Below are 15,282 nucleotides of genomic sequence, written 5' to 3' on the forward strand. Positions count from 1 at the left end.
CGCATAAATTGTGACAAATTTTTTCTCATTTTTTTCTCATTTTTTCTTCATGGCTTTTTAGTGTAAGAGGGTTATATTGTAGCTGTAGCAAGGAAAAAGCAACAAACCCTTAAGTTTCTAGATACCCCCCTTAATGTCTAGAAAAAACTCCCCTTAAAAACCGGCATTGTGCCGGTTTTTTTTCGCAATAAAGCCGGCGCAATCAGATGCCCCGGCCCGTAAACCTGCTTTATATCTCCTCGTCGTCCTCTTCATCCCAGCCGTCTTCCAAATTTTCATCGTCCAGATCCCAATCTTCCCAATCCCCTGCTGTGTCCAGTTTGAACAAATCTAACAGGCGCTTGAACATTTGCGGTGTCTCCCTTCTTTTTCCTTATAGGATTTACAGGTTAAAACCAATTTATACGGTATAAGAAAGAGGCCGGGCGAAAAAATATACATAGAAGCAAACCCGGGGGTGACGATATGGAAACCTGGTTTTATCTCCATGTGATTAACACATTATACTTTGTATTTTTTATGTTTGTAGTGCCGCCTGCCATCGCAGCCATGTTTTGCAGGCCCGAAATCAAAAAATATTTGGAAAAGAGGAAAGAAGGAAAGCCATGAAAAACGATGGTAAAAGAACTTCTGAAGGGTTAAACGAATGGTTTGAAATGATCAACGCAAAAGGGGATAAAGGAGAAATCGCGCAGATCGTGGAAAAATACAAGGCACAGGCCGGGGACAGCAACGATGCTGCCCCTCAAGACAAGGAGTAGGATTTCAACAAAAATCGACAATTCTCATCAAAAACTTATTTTTCTTTCATGATCTTTTAGGAAAAAACCCGTACGATTATACCTGTAGCAAGGACAAGTTACAAAACCCTATACCAACTAGACAATCCCCCCTTTTTGTTGTCTAGCAATACCCCCTTAAAAACCGGCTTTTGCCGGTTTTTTTATTTTTGGCTACAATCAAAATGAAACGAAGGGAGTGAGAACCATTAAAGCGGTGGTGAAATTTTGCCTGACTCTCGTATTGGCGTATTTGATCAACCAACTGATATCCCGGTTGTTTGCCTACTATCTCCCGGACGAAGGCGCTGGCGCGATCTTTATCCCGATTCTGATATTCTCATTTGATCTGTTGGCCGGATATGCAATTGCATGCTTTATTTTTAAGGTTGCTGCAAAAAATAGTCCGGGGCACCGTTATTCGGCATCCCGGACAAGGACATAGCGGTCTTCAATCGTTTTTGGCGATACGAGATTGCCAGTGCCGAGCATGATGCTTTCGTTTTGGACTGCGACCACCATGGCAAGTGTTTCATGCTGCTTTTCTTTATATACTTGCCCGATTTTGATTTTCATGGAACCCCACCTCTATTATAAGAGCGTACGGCGTTTTTTCTGTTCTTGTATCACTTTATTCCGCTCGCCGCCGTCTGAAAGTTCTTCGTATTGAAATTCTGTTTCATCGCTTTGTGCCGCAAGCAAATCAGCGGAAGCCTGGTGGTTGTTTGGTGCAGCTTGTTCATTCCATTTCACACGGATCGCCTCCTTTCTTTTAATATGCGTCCGCTTCCGGAAAAACATGCGCGCCGGATTGCCGTTTCCATTTTTTGCGTTCCCGGCTTCGGCAGGGTCATCCCCAACATGCAGCCGGGTACTGCACACTTTTTTTCGGCATTCAAACTTGGAATTGTGCCCCTGCGCTTGTCCAAAATTTAACCGTTTTCCTGATCCGGTGCGGCCGCGTTGCTGGATTCTGGATGTTTTTCGTATGGGCTGGTAAACTGAATTTACAGGCAGCGGGTTGTGTAAATTTTTTCCGGGACGGCGGGGCATCCCCATCTTGAGAAGGAGGTTTTCATCGTATGGAAATTGAAAGAGGCACGATTAAAGATATCCCGTTTGAAAGCAGGGAGCTCGGGGAAACACTCAATCTCTGGGTATACTTGCCGGCGCGTTTTTCCCCGCTTTATCAATATGACGTATGCATATGCCAGGACGGAAAAGACTTCTTCCAGCTCGGCCGGATTGCACGTGCCGCGGATGAACTGCTTGCAAAAGGCGAAATTGAAGACTTGATTATTGTCGGGATCCCTTATGCGGATATCCCAGACAGGCGCCGGAAATACCATCCTGACGGCGAGCAACATGCCGCTTATATCCGGTTCTTGGCGCATGAACTTGCCCCTTTCCTTGACCGTGAGTTTCCGACTGCACAAATGGCATCGGGCCGGGCGCTGGCAGGAGACTCACTGGCGGCAACCGTCTCGCTCATGGCGGCATTCAAGTACCCTCATACATTTGGAAAAGCCGCATTAATGTCGCCGCTCGTGAATGAAAAAGTGATGGAAGCTGCTAAACAATGTACGGATCCAAAGCTGATGGACATTTACCATATTGTCGGAAAAGAGGAGACGGAAGTAAAAACGACCGACGGCAAGATCCAGAATTTTATCACGCCGAACCGAACCCTGCATCAAATCCTGGAAGAAAAAGGGGTCCCCGGATTTTATGACGAATTTGACGGCGTCCACTCCTGGAAGTACTGGCAAAAAGATTTGCCGCGTGCACTCAGATACCTGTTTAAAAAAGATTAATTTTCGGCCATTTTTCTGATAAAATTGTATCATAACGGCTTAATATCCAGAAAAAGGAGACATTTTATGAAGTATGCGCTTGTTGTCTTTCCGTCAAAAAAACTGCAGGACCTTGCCAACTCCTACCGGAAACGTTACGACCCGAAGTACGCGCTGATCCCGCCGCATATTACGCTCAAAGCGGCGTTTGAGGCATCCGAAGAAGAGGCGGAAGTTTTTCGCGGGGAACTGAAAGAAATTGCCAAAAAATACAACCCATTTTTGCTGAAAGTGACAAAAGTGAAATCTTTTGAACCCGTCAGCAATACAATTTATTTTAAAGTTGAACCGGCGCCGGAATTGGAAGGGCTTTTCGCAGATTTCAGAGACCGTCTGCCGGGCGGTCCGCCTCCGTACCCGTTTGTGCCGCATATTACCATCGGGCAGGAGTTGTCTAAAGAAGAACATGCCGATGTGTTCCGCCAGCTGGAAATGGTTGGCATTGACCACGAAGAAAAGGTAAACCGGTTCCATCTTTTATATCAGCTTGAAAACGGGATATGGACTGTTTATGAGACCTATCATCTCGGAAAGGACTAACAAATGTGGACGTATTAACTGTAAAAAATGAAGAACAACTGGAGACGGCTTTTCAAATCCGGAAAAAAGTATTTGTAGAAGAGCAGCACGTCCCGGTTGAAGAAGAAATTGACGCATTGGAACAGGACTGCACGCATTTTCTGCTGTACGATGATGAAGGGAGACCCGCAGGCGCCGGGCGTTTTCGGATGGTGGACGGGTACGGGAAAGTGGAACGCATCTGCATCCTTCCGTCCGTGCGCGGCAAAGGGGCCGGCCGGGAACTGATGCTGGCAATTGAACATTATGCCGCAGAACAAGGCGTGCAAAAATGCAAATTAAACGCACAGACACACGCGATTCCTTTTTACGAAAAACTCGGATACCGTGTTGTTTCCGGTGAATTTCTCGATGCCGGCATTCCGCATAAAACAATGGAGAAACCGATCAAATAACATCCGGAACCCCGGGCTGGAGAAAAAGCCCCAAATCCGTGAAAAAGCGGCGAGAAGTTGTGTCTCGCCGCTTTTTTTCAATATTTAGGTGATATAAACCAATTTGCATGATGATGCAATTTTTCAGCAGGCAACCAAGCGGCAATATTTTGTTTATTTTATAATCGCTTTTTCAATCTTGCTGCTTTTCCGGAGTAAAAATTCGCACTCCAGCGGGAAAAGATTCAAACCGAAAGATCAATATATTGCCCCAGGCCGGTAATGTTTGCGATGATCCGGCTTTTTGCCGGTTTTCTTGCCGGTTGTTCATTTGCTTTAAAATGGTATTCTGTTCCACCCGTGACGCCGTTTTGCCGCTTAACAGGATAAGCCCTCGAAACGGCACCTGCTTTTTCCACTTCAAGCCGACGCAGGGACATTCCGTCATAAAGTCGGTACTGGCTTGCCTGATAATCGGGAATTGGAGCGATCAAACTCATGGCAGTCACCCCTCTAAATTGTTTCTATATTCTTTTCCCTTTCTTCTTTCATTTTAAACAGAAAAATGCGGACTTGCATCTGATTTGCAAGCCCGCTTTGATTACTTTCCGTTGTTCATCATTTTGTTGATCGTGTTAAAATCCAGTTTTTTCCCGTCTTTAACAATCGATTCAACAATTTTGTCTTCCAGCTCTTTCGGTACCCGTTTGTTTGCAATTTGCGAGACGCGCTGGATGATGCCGCGGACGGTATTTTCATCTTTAAAGTTCGCGTTCTGCAAGGAATTTGCAAGCTGGAAAATGTCATTCATATTGACGCCTGTCTTTTTTTCGATATTCTTGAAAAACTGATGGTCCACCTTCGTCGCTCCTCTCTTCAAGCTGTTTTATCGTATGAAAAAAGCAGCCGGAATGACAGTGCAAAAGTGGATTTTCAAGCGAAAAGCATTTAGCATCAATTGTGTTGGGTGTACAAGCAGGATTTACCGGCTGGTGTTTTGTCTTTCATCACCCCGATGAAGGAAAGTTTGGCGTTTCTCAGCTCTGTGTTTTGTCTTCATCGTCCCTATGAAGAACAGTTCACCGCTTCCCAGCCTCGTGTTTTGTCCTTCATCCGGGGACGAAAACAGTTTGCCGTTTTCCGGCCCAATGTTTTGCCTTTCAATACCAGCCATAAAAAAAGCGGGGAATCCTCCCCGCAACTTGTCAGCAGAAGCTTGCACCGACAATAATTAACAGAATGAACAAAACAACGATCAATACAAACGTGCTGCCGTAGCCGTAACCACCGCCGTAACTGCCATAACCGCAGCCGCCGCCATAACCGTATCCAAACATGTTTTTCACCTCACTTCTTGTATTACACTATACAATATGTAAGGTGCAGGCATTCGGTATAGGCGTGTGTCAGGGACGGCATGATTATCCTTTTGGCTTAAAGAGGAGTGAGCCGATAAATCCGAAAATAATCGCAGCCGAAATGCCGGAAGATGTGACTTCAAACATGCCAGTCAATACCCCGACAATGCCGTGCCTTTGCACTTCCTGCATGGCGCCGGTTGCAAGCGAATTGCCAAAACTTGTAATGGGAATGGTTGCCCCGGCACCGGCAAAATTTACAAGCGGTTCATAAAGGCCGAGGCCTGATAAAACCGCGCCGACCGTCACGAGGACACTCATCGTATGTCCCGGCGATAATTTTGCGACATCAAACAGCAACTGGCCAATCACACAAATCAGCCCGCCAACCACAAAGGCCCAGAAAAACATTGCAAGCATTACGCATCCTTCCTTTCTTACAAATACTCGATGGCGCAGGCGTGCGCGATGCACGGAATGGTTTCGCCCTGCTGATAAGACAAAGGCGACAATAGTGCGCCGGTTGCGACGAGCAAAATTTTTTGGTATCGGCCTTTTTTCATTTCGTTTAGCAAATGGCCATACAGGACAATCGCTGAACATCCGGCACCGCTTGCCCCGGCATGGACGGGCTGGGACTTGTCATATACCATCAGGCCGCAATCCTGGAACTGTTCGCTGCGAATGTCAAGATTCTTCTGTTTGAAAAGATCGAGCGCGATGGAACGGCCGATTTTCGCCAAATCGCCGGTCACAATCAAGTCATAGTAAGATGGATCACGGCCGGTTTCCCGGAGATGCTGTTCAATCGTATCGACCGCTGCCGGCGCCATTGCAGCGCCCATATTAAACGGATCGGAAATGCCAAGGTCCAGTACTTTTCCGATCGTGGCCGATGTAATCCGCGGCGCCGGCCCGTTTTCTTCCGTACCGACCACCGCGAATCCCGCCCCTGTCACTGTCCATTGTGCAGTCGGCGGTTTCTGCCCGCCGTATTCGGTCGGATAGCGGAATTGCTTCTCTGTTGTTGCATTGTGGCTCGAAGCCCCTGCCAGCACTTTTTCCGCCCCGCCGTGATTAATGATGAAAGCGGCAAGCGCCAGGCTTTCCATCGAAGTGGCGCAGGCGCTGAAAAGGCCCAGGTAAGGAATCGCATTTGTCCTTGCCGCAAAACTTGTCGGCGTGATTTGGTTAATCAAGTCACCGGCGAGAAAAAACTGAATATCGGTTTCCTTAAGGTTTCGCTTTTTCAGGGCAATGCCAGCCGCTTCCTCGATCAGTTTGCGCTGGGCTTTTTCATACGAATCCTCGCCGATCCATAAATCTTCAAAAAACCGGTCGAAATCGTCTGCTATCCGCCCCTTTTTTTCAAACGGGCCCCCGACAACACCGGTTGAAAGAATGGCCGGACGGTTCGTGAAAGTCCATGTTTGCGATTTTGCGGCCATTACGATCCCCCCCACATCATGACCACGGTCCGAATCAGGACGACAACAAACGCGGAAAACACACCAAATACAATGACGGTGCCGGCCAGTTTGAACATATTCCCGCCGACGCCAAGCACATAGCCTTCCGTCCGGTGTTCAATCGCAGCGGAAACGACGGAATTGCCAAAGCCCGTTACCGGCACCGCGCTCCCTGCACCGGCGTACTGCCCGATATGGTCATAAATGCCGAAGCCGGTCAACAGCATGGATAAAAACACCATTGTGGCGGTTGTCGGGTTGCCGGCCGTTTTTTCGGTGAAATTAAACATGTATATATAGAAGTAAGTAAGGGCCTGCCCAACCAGACAAAAACAGCCGCCTACCCAAAATGCACGGATGCAGTTTTTTAACACCGGCCTTTTCATCTCATGCTTTTTTTCGAACTGATCATACGCTTTTTGTACGGGTGTTTTGTTTTGATTTTTGTTTGCCATTGTCTCAGCCCTTTTCCTATGTTAATTCCTGTTTCAGCTTGATGATGTCTTTAAAACGTTTTTTTGCCTTGCCGGCTGAAATTTTGTGCTTGTCCATATCTTCCTTCAGGCGGACGGTTTCCAGGAAAATTTTATAGTCGCTGGAAGTGATAAATTTGCGCCCGGGGTAGCGTTTCTTTAAAAAGGCGTTGAGCTGTTTTTCGATTTTCTTCATTTTAAAACGGTGCAGATGCCTGACTTTATAGGCAACCAACGTTTCTTTCGGCCCTTCAATGATGGCCACATCGTAAATGCTGTCAAAGCCGAGGACATCTTTTTTCAATTGCCCTGAAATGGCCTTATTCCCGGTGTTGCTGAGCCTCACCGGCGACGGTTGTGTTTTTTTCACAAGCGCCATTTTGCTGTCCTTGTGTTCCGGCCCGTTAAAACCGCAGCCGGAGAGCAAACATACTGAAGCTAAAACATACATGATTTTTTTCATACTCATCCCTCTGCACTTTCAACTTTTACCTCTCTATTTTTCGCGCAAGCGCAGATTTTATAATTAGAAATTCTTGCCACATCCTGGAAAATGGGGAAAACAAAGGCGGAAGTGCAATCCTGCCTTCCGCCTTAGCTTTATCGCGTTTTTTTGCCACCGCAGCCGCATCCGCCTTTTTTGACTTTTTTCTGGTTGTTTTTATACGCCGGGACGGATGAAGGGGTGACCGGAATTTTGATGCGTGGTTTGCCCATAATCTTACCATCCTTTCCTCAAGATTCGCGCTTCCTTTTTTATCGTATGCGGCATTTTTATGGTTGTTCACTTCATTCGTCCATGATCCGCGAAAGGACGGTCTCGAGGAAGCTTGCCAGGCCGGCGATTGCAAGGATCATGACAACAGGCAACCCGATTTGCGGAAAAAGCACCCAACCCCCGTACAGGATGGCGGCGGACCAGACGCCGGTGCACCAGTGGCAACTTAATAATTCGCCAATCCATTTTCTGATCCCTGTTCCTTTAATTTCAATATATTCCTCTACTGTGCCATCAGGCGCTATTTCCGTTATTTCTTTATGGAACGGTTTTCGTAAAAAGGCCGTAATTTTATCATAAACCAATAAGCGCGTCAGCCTGAAACTGGCCAGTGCAAGCAGAACGAAATCAAGCCAATAGGAAACCATTTCCTGCCTCCTTCCCCGGAAGGATCCGGATGCAAAATGCCCCATGCAAGTTGTTTGCCTATTTTTGCAAAAACGCGGGGACATTCGTAACAAAAAAAGCACTGAGACAATATTCTATAGTGTACTGAAACTAAACCATTGAAGGAGTTGAAAAATGAATGAGCAGTAAATCCCATGAATATTCCCGTACTTGTGTTTGTGATGTCGTACAATTCATCAACGATTTGCAGGATGCTGCGGTGGAAGACAGCAGCTGCCCGACCAACTGCTTGAATCCCGTGCTCGGTGCCAACAGGGAAAAACATTCACATGTCAACACACGTCCATTCATTCTATATACAAAAGACGGTTGTGCTTTTGAACCATTTTACAAAAATCACCACTTTGACAGCTGCGACGACTTCTGCGAAAAATCGAAATTTTTAAGAGTCGAAAATGTGGAAGGATGCTGTGCTGTTGTACGGGTTTTAAAATGTGTCTGCGAACATCACGACGGCCATTCAAGGGTCCATTTTGAAGTAACCGATACGTGCATCACGCTTGATTTAACCGACTTCATTGCCATTCAATGTCTCGAAGATACATTTGTCAATTTGTAATGTATGAAAGTCGATAAGTTGCCGCTTATCGACTTTTTTTCCGGGGCTTTACTGGACCAGCAATTTAATGTCCGTGATCTCATCCAGATTGATCCAGACCGTTTCCATGGAAGAAAAAGGCATGACGGACAATTGGTCTTCCATCCGTTCAAGGATCACGGCACGATAGGCGGTGCTGTTCGTTTGGATCGTGACGGGGATTTCCGGCAGAAACCGCGGCTTATGGATTAAATAGTCAATTTTTTCATGGACTGTCATTTCTTTAAACCGTTTCCTCGATGGCGGTTGGACGGTTTCTTGTTCCGGCAAAGTGCCGGTTGTGCCAGCGCCGTCCGTTTCAAAAGCCGTTTCCGCTTCCACCGCTCCGGCGGGTTCCGCAGCATTTGCCGCCTGTTGCTGTTCCGCGGCATTCGACGCTCCCTCGTGTTCCAAACTATTTGCCGCCTTTGCCATGGCCGGAACAATTACGGCTCCCCCGCGTTCCGCAGCTCCTTCTGTTTTTTCCTGTTCTGACGTTTTATTTGGTATGGGCTGTCCCTGTTCTGCTTTTTCCTCCTGTGCCGCTGTATTGTTTTTCTCTTCGGCATGCCCTGTATCGCCGCCGGCAGGCATTGGTTCCGCGATCGTCCCATGGACGGCATGTTCAGGTTTTTCGCTAACCACATTTCTGTACACTTTCTGCATTTTGATCGCGAGCGGAACATTTTTCGGCTGGATAATATAAAGAAGCGGTTTTTGGCTGCTGTACTGGCTCTCCTCCATGTTTCCAAAATCCCTCCTCTGATTTCTGGCTCGCTTTATAACTATGCGCGGAAATAAGAAATGTGCCTAGGGGCTTGGAATCTCCCAATCATTTGATATTTCTGCCTTATCGTATGTTTTGGGGACAAGGAACGGAACAGAGGTTTCCACAGCATATTGGCACAAATTGATAAAGCAAAAAAATGTGCTTTTATAAGCTACCATCCGTCTATTCCAAAAATATGCGGATGAGTAGAATATATTAACAAAACGAAGGGAGGCATTTAAATGTCTTATTATGACTCAAACGGCAGCTGCTATGATGATCATCGCCGCCACAAACGGCAAGACGAGGAAGAACGGGGTCTTCTTTCGGAATTCGATGTGGATCAGTCGCCGTCCGTACCTGTACCTGTGACAGGCGTCTTTAACATGGCAAACGCCATTGCGGAAGTAGATGTAAAAGTAGATGATTATGATGACCGCGTTTCATTGCTCGCAACTGTCGAATGGTCGCCGGCAGACCTGCCGCTTGGTGTAACACTTGCAGCCTTAATTGGAGCCGTTACAGGAGCAGGAACAGGGATCGTCATTCCGTTAACCATTCCGGCAACCTTCAGAATCTGGAGAAGAAATTCTTCCGGTACAACACTCATCTCTCAAAAAACGGATGAAAGCGTGGTTTCCGGCATCGCCATTCTTGCAGCCGGAGGGCTTGTTACCCTGCTTTTTGAAAACGTGACAACTACGGTTCACGCCGTGGATACCGATCCGTCCAAAGGGAAAAACGAATACTTCTTAACCATTGAACTCGGTACTTTTGCTCCAGATACAACGATTCCGGGGGCTGCACCTACACTGCTTGGAACCATTACACTGACGCCTCAAAATGTCGTCAGCTACACATTCTCTGCTGCAGAAATTGAAGATAACGACCAATATCATGATGACAACAAAAAAGGCCATAAAAAAGATTACAGAGACTGATGCCATGCCAAAAAAGCCAGGAAGATTTCACTTCCCGGCTTTTTTCACTTACGCTCCGGACAAACTGTTTTCATCTCACGTTAGCCCATAATATGATAGCCGGCATCCACATGGATATTTTCGCCCGTGATCGCGCGCGACAGGTCACTAAAGAGAAACAGCGCGGTATCACCGACTTCACTCGTATCAACACCACGGTGAAGCGGCGCCCTTTCTTCCATCACTTTCAAAATGCTGTTGAAGTCGCTGACCCCTTTTGCCGACAGTGTGCGGATCGGGCCGGCCGAGATCGAGTTGACGCGGATGTTGAGCTTCCCGAGGTCATATGCCAAATAGCGGACGCTTGCATCGAGGGAAGCTTTCGCAACGCCCATCACATTGTAATTTTCCATGACGCGTTCACCGCCGAGGTAGGTAAGGGTGACAATGCTGCCCCCGTTTGGCATGAGTTCCAGTTCTTTCACCGCTTTGGCAACGGCCGACAGCGAATAGGAACTGATATTATGGGCCAGTAAAAATCCTTCACGCGTCACGTTTGTGTAGTCGCCTTTTAATTCTTCCCTGCGGGCAAACGCAACACAGTGGGCAATGCCGTCAATCGTGCCGGCTTCATTTTTGATCGTTTGAAAGCATGACTGGATTTGCTCGTCGCTTTCCACGTCACATTGAAGGATCAGATAATCCTTTCGGTTCAGCGTTTCAGCAAGTTCGCGGATGCTTTTTTCATTCCGGTCGAGCGCATAGGTAAAAATAATCCTTGCGCCTGCTGCATCAAGCGATTGGGCAATTCCCCAGGCAATACTGCGCTTATTTGCAACTCCCATCACAACAAATGTTTTATTTTCCAAAGATAAATGCATCGTGTTAACTCCTTTATTCACAATTTATATGCGATTTTTAGTACCTGATACCAATTCTACATGAACTTTTCGGGTTTGAAAAGCACTTGCGTTTGATTTGTTTCGCGATGAACGTGCCGGGGCTCCAGGGAAAATCAAACTTTTTTCAGCTGCCGGCATTTGTTCAGGCGCGCCGGACAACATAAAATAGAGATGGAAGGAGCGCTAAGCATTGACCCAAACGATCCTAAGACCATTATCCGGGAACATCGCGAAGCGTCCAAGTCCGAACTTGTATTCCGGGCTCGCCCGGAATATAAAATCTTATACTCACTTGTCAATGAGCAGAATGAACTGGAAATTGACATCCACTTTGGATTTAAACTTTTTATACAAGGAGCGAATGTCGTGAAAATCGATATCATTGGGGATATACACGGCTGCATGGCGGAATTCAGGAAGCTCACGGAAAAAATGGACTATCAATGGGAAAACGGCATTCCCGTTCATCCGGCGGGCCGGCTGCTTGGTTTTGTCGGCGATCTGACAGACCGTGGGCCGGCATCTTTGGAAGTGGCCGATACTGTCTATCGATTGTGGAAAAAGAAGCTTGGCCTGTACGTCCCCGGCAACCACTGCAACAAGCTGTACCGTTATTTTTTGGGGAGAAATGTCCAGCAGAAGCACGGCCTTGAAACAACGGTGGCGGAACTGGAGGCGCTCCCCGTAAAAGAGCGGGAACGGCATAGCAAACAATTTATGGAATTGTATGAGAAGTCCCCGCTTTATCTTGTTCTGGACGGCGGCAAGCTTGTCATCGCCCATGCCGGCATCCGGCGCAAGGATATTGGTAAGATGAACAAACCGGTGCAGACTTTTGTGCTTTACGGTGATATTACCGGGGAAACCAATCCGGACGGGACACCAGTGCGCCGCGACTGGGCGAAAAATGACGAGGGGGAAGGCTGGATTGTGTACGGGCATACGCCGGTGAAAGAACCGCGATTTAGCGGCCACACGGTCAACATTGATACCGGCTGCGTATTCGGCGGCAAACTGACGGCACTCCGGTATCCGGAAATTGAAACCGTCTCCGTCCCTTCTTCGATGCCATATGTGGGAGAAAAATTCAGGACGTTCGCCTGAATTTTAAAAACATCCATAAGGGCATAAGCGGAAGCATGAAAATCTTCCGGGTACCATTTAAAGGAGATCCAAAAAGGGCGGTTTAGAAAGAAAATGCATTTCTTTCCCTGAAACCGGGTGCTGAAATGAAAGCTCACTGCAATGGAGCGCCTGACGGGTGAAGCGGCTCGTGTTTCCGCCGTACAGGCCGTCACCGAGAAGCGGGTGGCCAATATAAGAAAGATGGACACGGATCTGGTGCGTCCTGCCGGTGTCAAGCCGGAGACGCACATGTGCATATGCCGGAAATTGCCGGACAACTTCATAACGGGTGCGCGCAAACTGGCCGCCATCCCGGACTTCGCGTTCTATAATGCTCGTCTCTTTTCTCCCGATCGGGGCTTCAATCGTGCCGCTTTTTTCAGTAAAAACCCCTTCCGCGAGCGCCTCATACGTCCGGAAAATTTCATGTTTCTGCTGCATCAGGCTGCATAAATGGTGGATATAACGGTTTTTTGCAACCAGGACAAGCCCAGATGTGTTCCGGTCAAGCCGGGTCACAACATGGATTGCGGATTCGGTCCCTTTTTTCCGGTAATGGCCGAGCACTGCATTTGCAAGGCTTGCGGACGGGTGCTCGCGGGAAGGGATCGTATTCATAAACGCCGGCTTATCCGCAACAAGCACGCTTTCATCTTCATAAATAAGGCCAAACGGAATATTTTCGGGCGTAAGATTGGGGCTCGGGGTTTCTTTTGGAAAAACAATTGCGGCCGTATCATTCGGCTGCAATCGATAACGGACCGTTACTTCGCGGCCGTTCACAAGGATCAGCCCGCCGCGGAATTTAATATCCGCAAGCGCCCGTTTCGAGATATGGCGCGCTTTTAAAAATTCTTTCAGTTCCTGATGTGCCTCAGCTTCTGTAATTGTCCACGATAATGTCAACATGTTTTCACCTAATCCGAAATAAAAGAATCATGCACCCTCTTCCAGAAAGGAAAAGGCCTGAAACGGGCAAATCGGATCTTTTCTTTTGCCACACGGTACTGGATGGACCGGACTTCCTTATGGAGCAGCGTTAAATGGTCAACTGTTACCAAAAAATCTTTCTGCCGGACCGGGCGCAACACACAAGTATGGTGCCCCGGCAAAATAAGCGGCGAGCCGATTGTCCGGAACACTTTATTGTTAATGGATGCCATCTCGGTGAGCTGGATCGATTGCAGGGAAGGGTGGACAATAGCCCCGCCGAGCGCCTTATTATAAGCCGTACTGCCACTTGGTGTGGCAAGGCATAATCCGTCGCCGCGGAAACGCTCAAAATGCCGGCCATTGATCTCAACATCGATGACAAAGGTGCCGTCCACGCATTTGACCGTTGACTCATTTAACGCAAGGTAACGCGTTTCGTGGCCGCCGTGCTCATACGCAATCATCGCTTCAAGAAGCGGGTAGTCCACCGTAGTGTAAGTTTTATGGGCGATCGCATCGACCAGCTCCTCAATTTCATCCGGCACCCAGTCGGCATAAAAACCGAGATGGCCGGTATGCACCCCGACAAAAGCCGTCCGGTCAAGCCGGGAACTGTAGCGGTGAAAAGCATACAAAAGCGTGCCGTCCCCGCCGACCGAGATGACGATATCCGGTTGTGCTTCATCGTAAACAAGCCCGAAATCCTGCAAATAAGAACGGATTTTATGCATCCATATATTGGATTCCGTATCCCCTTTAGAAGTGATGGCAAATTTCAAGCTGCTTCCCCTCCCCTTCTTTTTTGCCACCGGTTTCATGGCTTTTTTTGTTCCGCGCGCTCTTTGTTTTTTGAAAAATACATTTGGGCTTCCTGAATTTCTTCACGGATCTCGGACATTTCTTCATCAAGGCGGAAAGCGGCTTCGGCAGCCCGCTTCAGCCGTATATTAATTTCTTCGGGAAATCTGCCTTTATACTTATAGTTTAAAGAATGTTCAATCGTTGCCCAAAAATTCATCGCCAGCGTCCGGATCTGGATCTCCGCAAGAATTTTCTTTTCCCCGCGGATCGTCTGCACCGGATATTCAATAATGACATGATAAGACCGGTAGCCGCTCGGTTTTTTATTCGAAATATAGTCTTTTTCTTCGACAATCCGGAAATCGTTTCGGCGCCTGAGAAGCCCGACAACCAGTTTAATATCATCCACAAACTGGCACATCATTCTGAGCCCGGCGATATCCTGCATTTCCGCCTCCAGCCGGCTAAGCGGGATGCCTTTTATGTTTGCTTTTTCTATAATGCTTGCTACCGGCTTTACACGCCCTGTTACAAACTCAATCGGGCAATGGGTATGCTCTTTTTCAAATTGGGTGCGCATCCCCTTTAACTTCACTTTTAATTCATCAACAGCCTGTTTATACGGGGTTAAAAATTCCTCCCAATCCACTGCCTGATCACCTCTTCGGATCTCATTCCAATGCAAAAACGGCCTCTACCTTATCCAGCATCTTTTTTCCGTAATTGCTGTTGCCCCGGATATTATCGAGCAAAAAATGAAGTTCCTCATCAAGCCCTGTAAGCTCCAATTTTCCATCTTTTGAAACAGCAACCACTTTTTTATGTTCAAATGCCGCAGTCCGAATCTCTTTCCAAACCGGAACAGGCAAATATAAATATGTATAATCCTCACAGCCGTCGTCTTCAGCCAGATAGATAAAGGCACAGGCATCCGAATCGACGATCATTTGCCCTGCCGGCTTCAGGCTCCAGATGGAAACATCCGGGCGCTCAGCATACAGTTCGAGAATCCCGTCTTTCCATTCAGGCTGCCCCAGTTCAATAATCTTTCGCAATCCGTTTTCCCTCCCTCTCCTTCCCATCGGAGAACAAGTTTCAATCCCATTTTATTTTACCATATCTCCACAGAGAATAGACACTTTAAGGAAAGGATTCGCTTTAGTATAATGATGATGGAAGTGAGG

General features: G+C 47.5%; 23 protein-coding genes. 7 read left to right on the plus strand and 16 right to left on the minus strand.

Annotated features, from left to right (window positions below; all coding sequences use genetic code 11):
* Window positions 1-605 precede the first annotated feature (605 nt).
* On the plus strand, window positions 606-761 hold the full coding sequence (locus tag IC21_RS17045) for a hypothetical protein (RefSeq protein WP_013858824.1): 156 nt from the start codon (window positions 606-608) through the stop codon (window positions 759-761).
* Between the two features lie 435 nt (window positions 762-1,196).
* Here the strand turns inward: IC21_RS17045 and IC21_RS17050 are convergent, their stop codons facing one another.
* Together IC21_RS17050 and IC21_RS17445 are read right to left on the minus strand one after the other, a co-directional pair.
* Window positions 1,197-1,355, minus strand: coding sequence for a hypothetical protein (locus IC21_RS17050; protein ID WP_013858822.1), 159 nt, complete (start codon window positions 1,353-1,355; stop codon window positions 1,197-1,199).
* Window positions 1,356-1,370: 15 nt separating this feature from the next.
* Window positions 1,371-1,532 (minus strand): hypothetical protein, encoded by a 162-nt coding sequence (locus IC21_RS17445; protein WP_234969471.1) that lies wholly within the window; start codon window positions 1,530-1,532, stop codon window positions 1,371-1,373.
* A gap of 329 nt (window positions 1,533-1,861) precedes the next feature.
* Between IC21_RS17445 and IC21_RS14045 the strand changes: the two genes are divergently transcribed.
* The 3 genes from IC21_RS14045 to IC21_RS14055 all read left to right on the plus strand — a co-directional run bounded on the left by IC21_RS14045 (window position 1,862) and on the right by IC21_RS14055 (window position 3,606).
* The gene (locus tag IC21_RS14045; protein WP_029141789.1) at window positions 1,862-2,593 is read left to right on the plus strand and encodes an alpha/beta hydrolase; all 732 of its coding nucleotides are present in this window, start codon (window positions 1,862-1,864) and stop codon (window positions 2,591-2,593) included.
* Between the two features lie 66 nt (window positions 2,594-2,659).
* Entirely contained in the window at window positions 2,660-3,172 is a 513-nt protein-coding gene (locus IC21_RS14050) for a 2'-5' RNA ligase family protein (RefSeq protein WP_029141790.1), read from the plus strand.
* Window positions 3,173-3,177: 5 nt separating this feature from the next.
* Window positions 3,178-3,606 carry a GNAT family N-acetyltransferase gene (locus tag IC21_RS14055; RefSeq protein ID WP_017554211.1) on the plus strand — a complete coding sequence of 143 codons (429 nt, stop codon included), beginning with the start codon at window positions 3,178-3,180 and terminating at the stop codon, window positions 3,604-3,606.
* Window positions 3,607-3,830: 224 nt separating this feature from the next.
* Here the strand turns inward: IC21_RS14055 and IC21_RS14060 are convergent, their stop codons facing one another.
* From IC21_RS14060 to IC21_RS14095, 8 genes are all read right to left on the minus strand, one after another.
* On the minus strand, window positions 3,831-4,085 hold the full coding sequence (locus IC21_RS14060; RefSeq protein WP_019721851.1) for a hypothetical protein: 255 nt from the start codon (window positions 4,083-4,085) through the stop codon (window positions 3,831-3,833).
* A gap of 101 nt (window positions 4,086-4,186) precedes the next feature.
* Window positions 4,187-4,444 (minus strand): sporulation-specific transcription regulator SpoVIF, encoded by a 258-nt coding sequence (gene spoVIF, locus IC21_RS14065; RefSeq protein WP_014095701.1) that lies wholly within the window; start codon window positions 4,442-4,444, stop codon window positions 4,187-4,189.
* A 346-nt stretch (window positions 4,445-4,790) separates the two neighbouring features.
* Complete coding sequence (locus tag IC21_RS16465) at window positions 4,791-4,922, minus strand: YjcZ family sporulation protein (RefSeq protein ID WP_073193836.1); 132 nt, start codon at window positions 4,920-4,922, stop codon at window positions 4,791-4,793.
* Window positions 4,923-5,006: 84 nt separating this feature from the next.
* Window positions 5,007-5,363, minus strand: coding sequence for a stage V sporulation protein AE (gene spoVAE, locus IC21_RS14075; RefSeq protein ID WP_019721849.1), 357 nt, complete (start codon window positions 5,361-5,363; stop codon window positions 5,007-5,009).
* Between the two features lie 17 nt (window positions 5,364-5,380).
* On the minus strand, window positions 5,381-6,391 hold the full coding sequence (spoVAD, locus tag IC21_RS14080) for a stage V sporulation protein AD (RefSeq protein WP_029141792.1): 1,011 nt from the start codon (window positions 6,389-6,391) through the stop codon (window positions 5,381-5,383).
* Window positions 6,391-6,867, minus strand: coding sequence for a stage V sporulation protein AC (gene spoVAC / locus IC21_RS14085; RefSeq protein WP_029141793.1), 477 nt, complete (start codon window positions 6,865-6,867; stop codon window positions 6,391-6,393). The genes spoVAD and spoVAC overlap by 1 nt, the downstream gene beginning before the upstream one ends.
* 16 nt (window positions 6,868-6,883) lie before the next feature.
* Window positions 6,884-7,348, minus strand: a complete 465-nt coding sequence (locus IC21_RS14090; RefSeq protein ID WP_029141794.1) for a sporulation protein — start codon at window positions 7,346-7,348, stop codon at window positions 6,884-6,886.
* Window positions 7,349-7,674: 326 nt separating this feature from the next.
* The gene (locus IC21_RS14095; protein ID WP_017553974.1) at window positions 7,675-8,031 is read right to left on the minus strand and encodes a DUF1360 domain-containing protein; all 357 of its coding nucleotides are present in this window, start codon (window positions 8,029-8,031) and stop codon (window positions 7,675-7,677) included.
* 158 nt (window positions 8,032-8,189) lie between these two features.
* Here IC21_RS14095 and IC21_RS14100 point away from each other — a divergent pair, with 158 nt between their 5' ends.
* Complete coding sequence (locus tag IC21_RS14100; protein ID WP_029141795.1) at window positions 8,190-8,630, plus strand: CotY/CotZ family spore coat protein; 441 nt, start codon at window positions 8,190-8,192, stop codon at window positions 8,628-8,630.
* Between the two features lie 48 nt (window positions 8,631-8,678).
* On the opposite strand, the gene IC21_RS14105 is transcribed toward IC21_RS14100, so the two are convergent.
* A complete protein-coding gene (locus tag IC21_RS14105; RefSeq protein ID WP_029141796.1) occupies window positions 8,679-9,392 on the minus strand; it encodes a CotO family spore coat protein in 714 nt (237 codons plus the stop codon).
* Window positions 9,393-9,659: 267 nt separating this feature from the next.
* Here IC21_RS14105 and IC21_RS14110 point away from each other — a divergent pair, with 267 nt between their 5' ends.
* The gene (locus tag IC21_RS14110) at window positions 9,660-10,358 is read left to right on the plus strand and encodes a hypothetical protein (protein ID WP_029141797.1); all 699 of its coding nucleotides are present in this window, start codon (window positions 9,660-9,662) and stop codon (window positions 10,356-10,358) included.
* 80 nt (window positions 10,359-10,438) lie between these two features.
* Here IC21_RS14110 and fabI read toward each other — a convergent pair whose 3' ends face one another.
* Window positions 10,439-11,218, minus strand: a complete 780-nt coding sequence (gene fabI / locus IC21_RS14115) for an enoyl-ACP reductase FabI (protein WP_017553970.1) — start codon at window positions 11,216-11,218, stop codon at window positions 10,439-10,441.
* A gap of 387 nt (window positions 11,219-11,605) precedes the next feature.
* On the opposite strand from fabI, the gene prpE reads away from it, so the two are divergent.
* Window positions 11,606-12,343, plus strand: coding sequence for a bis(5'-nucleosyl)-tetraphosphatase PrpE (gene prpE / locus IC21_RS14120; protein ID WP_029141798.1), 738 nt, complete (start codon window positions 11,606-11,608; stop codon window positions 12,341-12,343).
* Window positions 12,344-12,400: 57 nt separating this feature from the next.
* Here prpE and IC21_RS14125 read toward each other — a convergent pair whose 3' ends face one another.
* The 4 genes from IC21_RS14125 to IC21_RS14140 are packed head-to-tail and all read right to left on the minus strand — an operon-like array spanning window position 12,401 to window position 15,153.
* Window positions 12,401-13,273: an RluA family pseudouridine synthase gene (locus IC21_RS14125; RefSeq protein ID WP_029141799.1), complete on the minus strand. Its 873-nt coding sequence runs from the start codon at window positions 13,271-13,273 to the stop codon at window positions 12,401-12,403.
* Between the two features lie 8 nt (window positions 13,274-13,281).
* The gene (locus IC21_RS14130; protein WP_019721840.1) at window positions 13,282-14,076 is read right to left on the minus strand and encodes an NAD kinase; all 795 of its coding nucleotides are present in this window, start codon (window positions 14,074-14,076) and stop codon (window positions 13,282-13,284) included.
* A gap of 35 nt (window positions 14,077-14,111) precedes the next feature.
* Window positions 14,112-14,747 (minus strand): GTP diphosphokinase, encoded by a 636-nt coding sequence (gene yjbM, locus IC21_RS14135; protein ID WP_179234333.1) that lies wholly within the window; start codon window positions 14,745-14,747, stop codon window positions 14,112-14,114.
* A gap of 22 nt (window positions 14,748-14,769) precedes the next feature.
* The gene (locus IC21_RS14140; RefSeq protein ID WP_029141801.1) at window positions 14,770-15,153 is read right to left on the minus strand and encodes a UPF0738 family protein; all 384 of its coding nucleotides are present in this window, start codon (window positions 15,151-15,153) and stop codon (window positions 14,770-14,772) included.
* Between the last annotated feature and the right edge of the window lie 129 nt (window positions 15,154-15,282).

This window comes from Heyndrickxia coagulans DSM 1 = ATCC 7050 (assembly GCF_000290615.1).
Classification (GTDB): Bacteria; Bacillota; Bacilli; order Bacillales; family Bacillaceae_C; genus Weizmannia; species Weizmannia coagulans.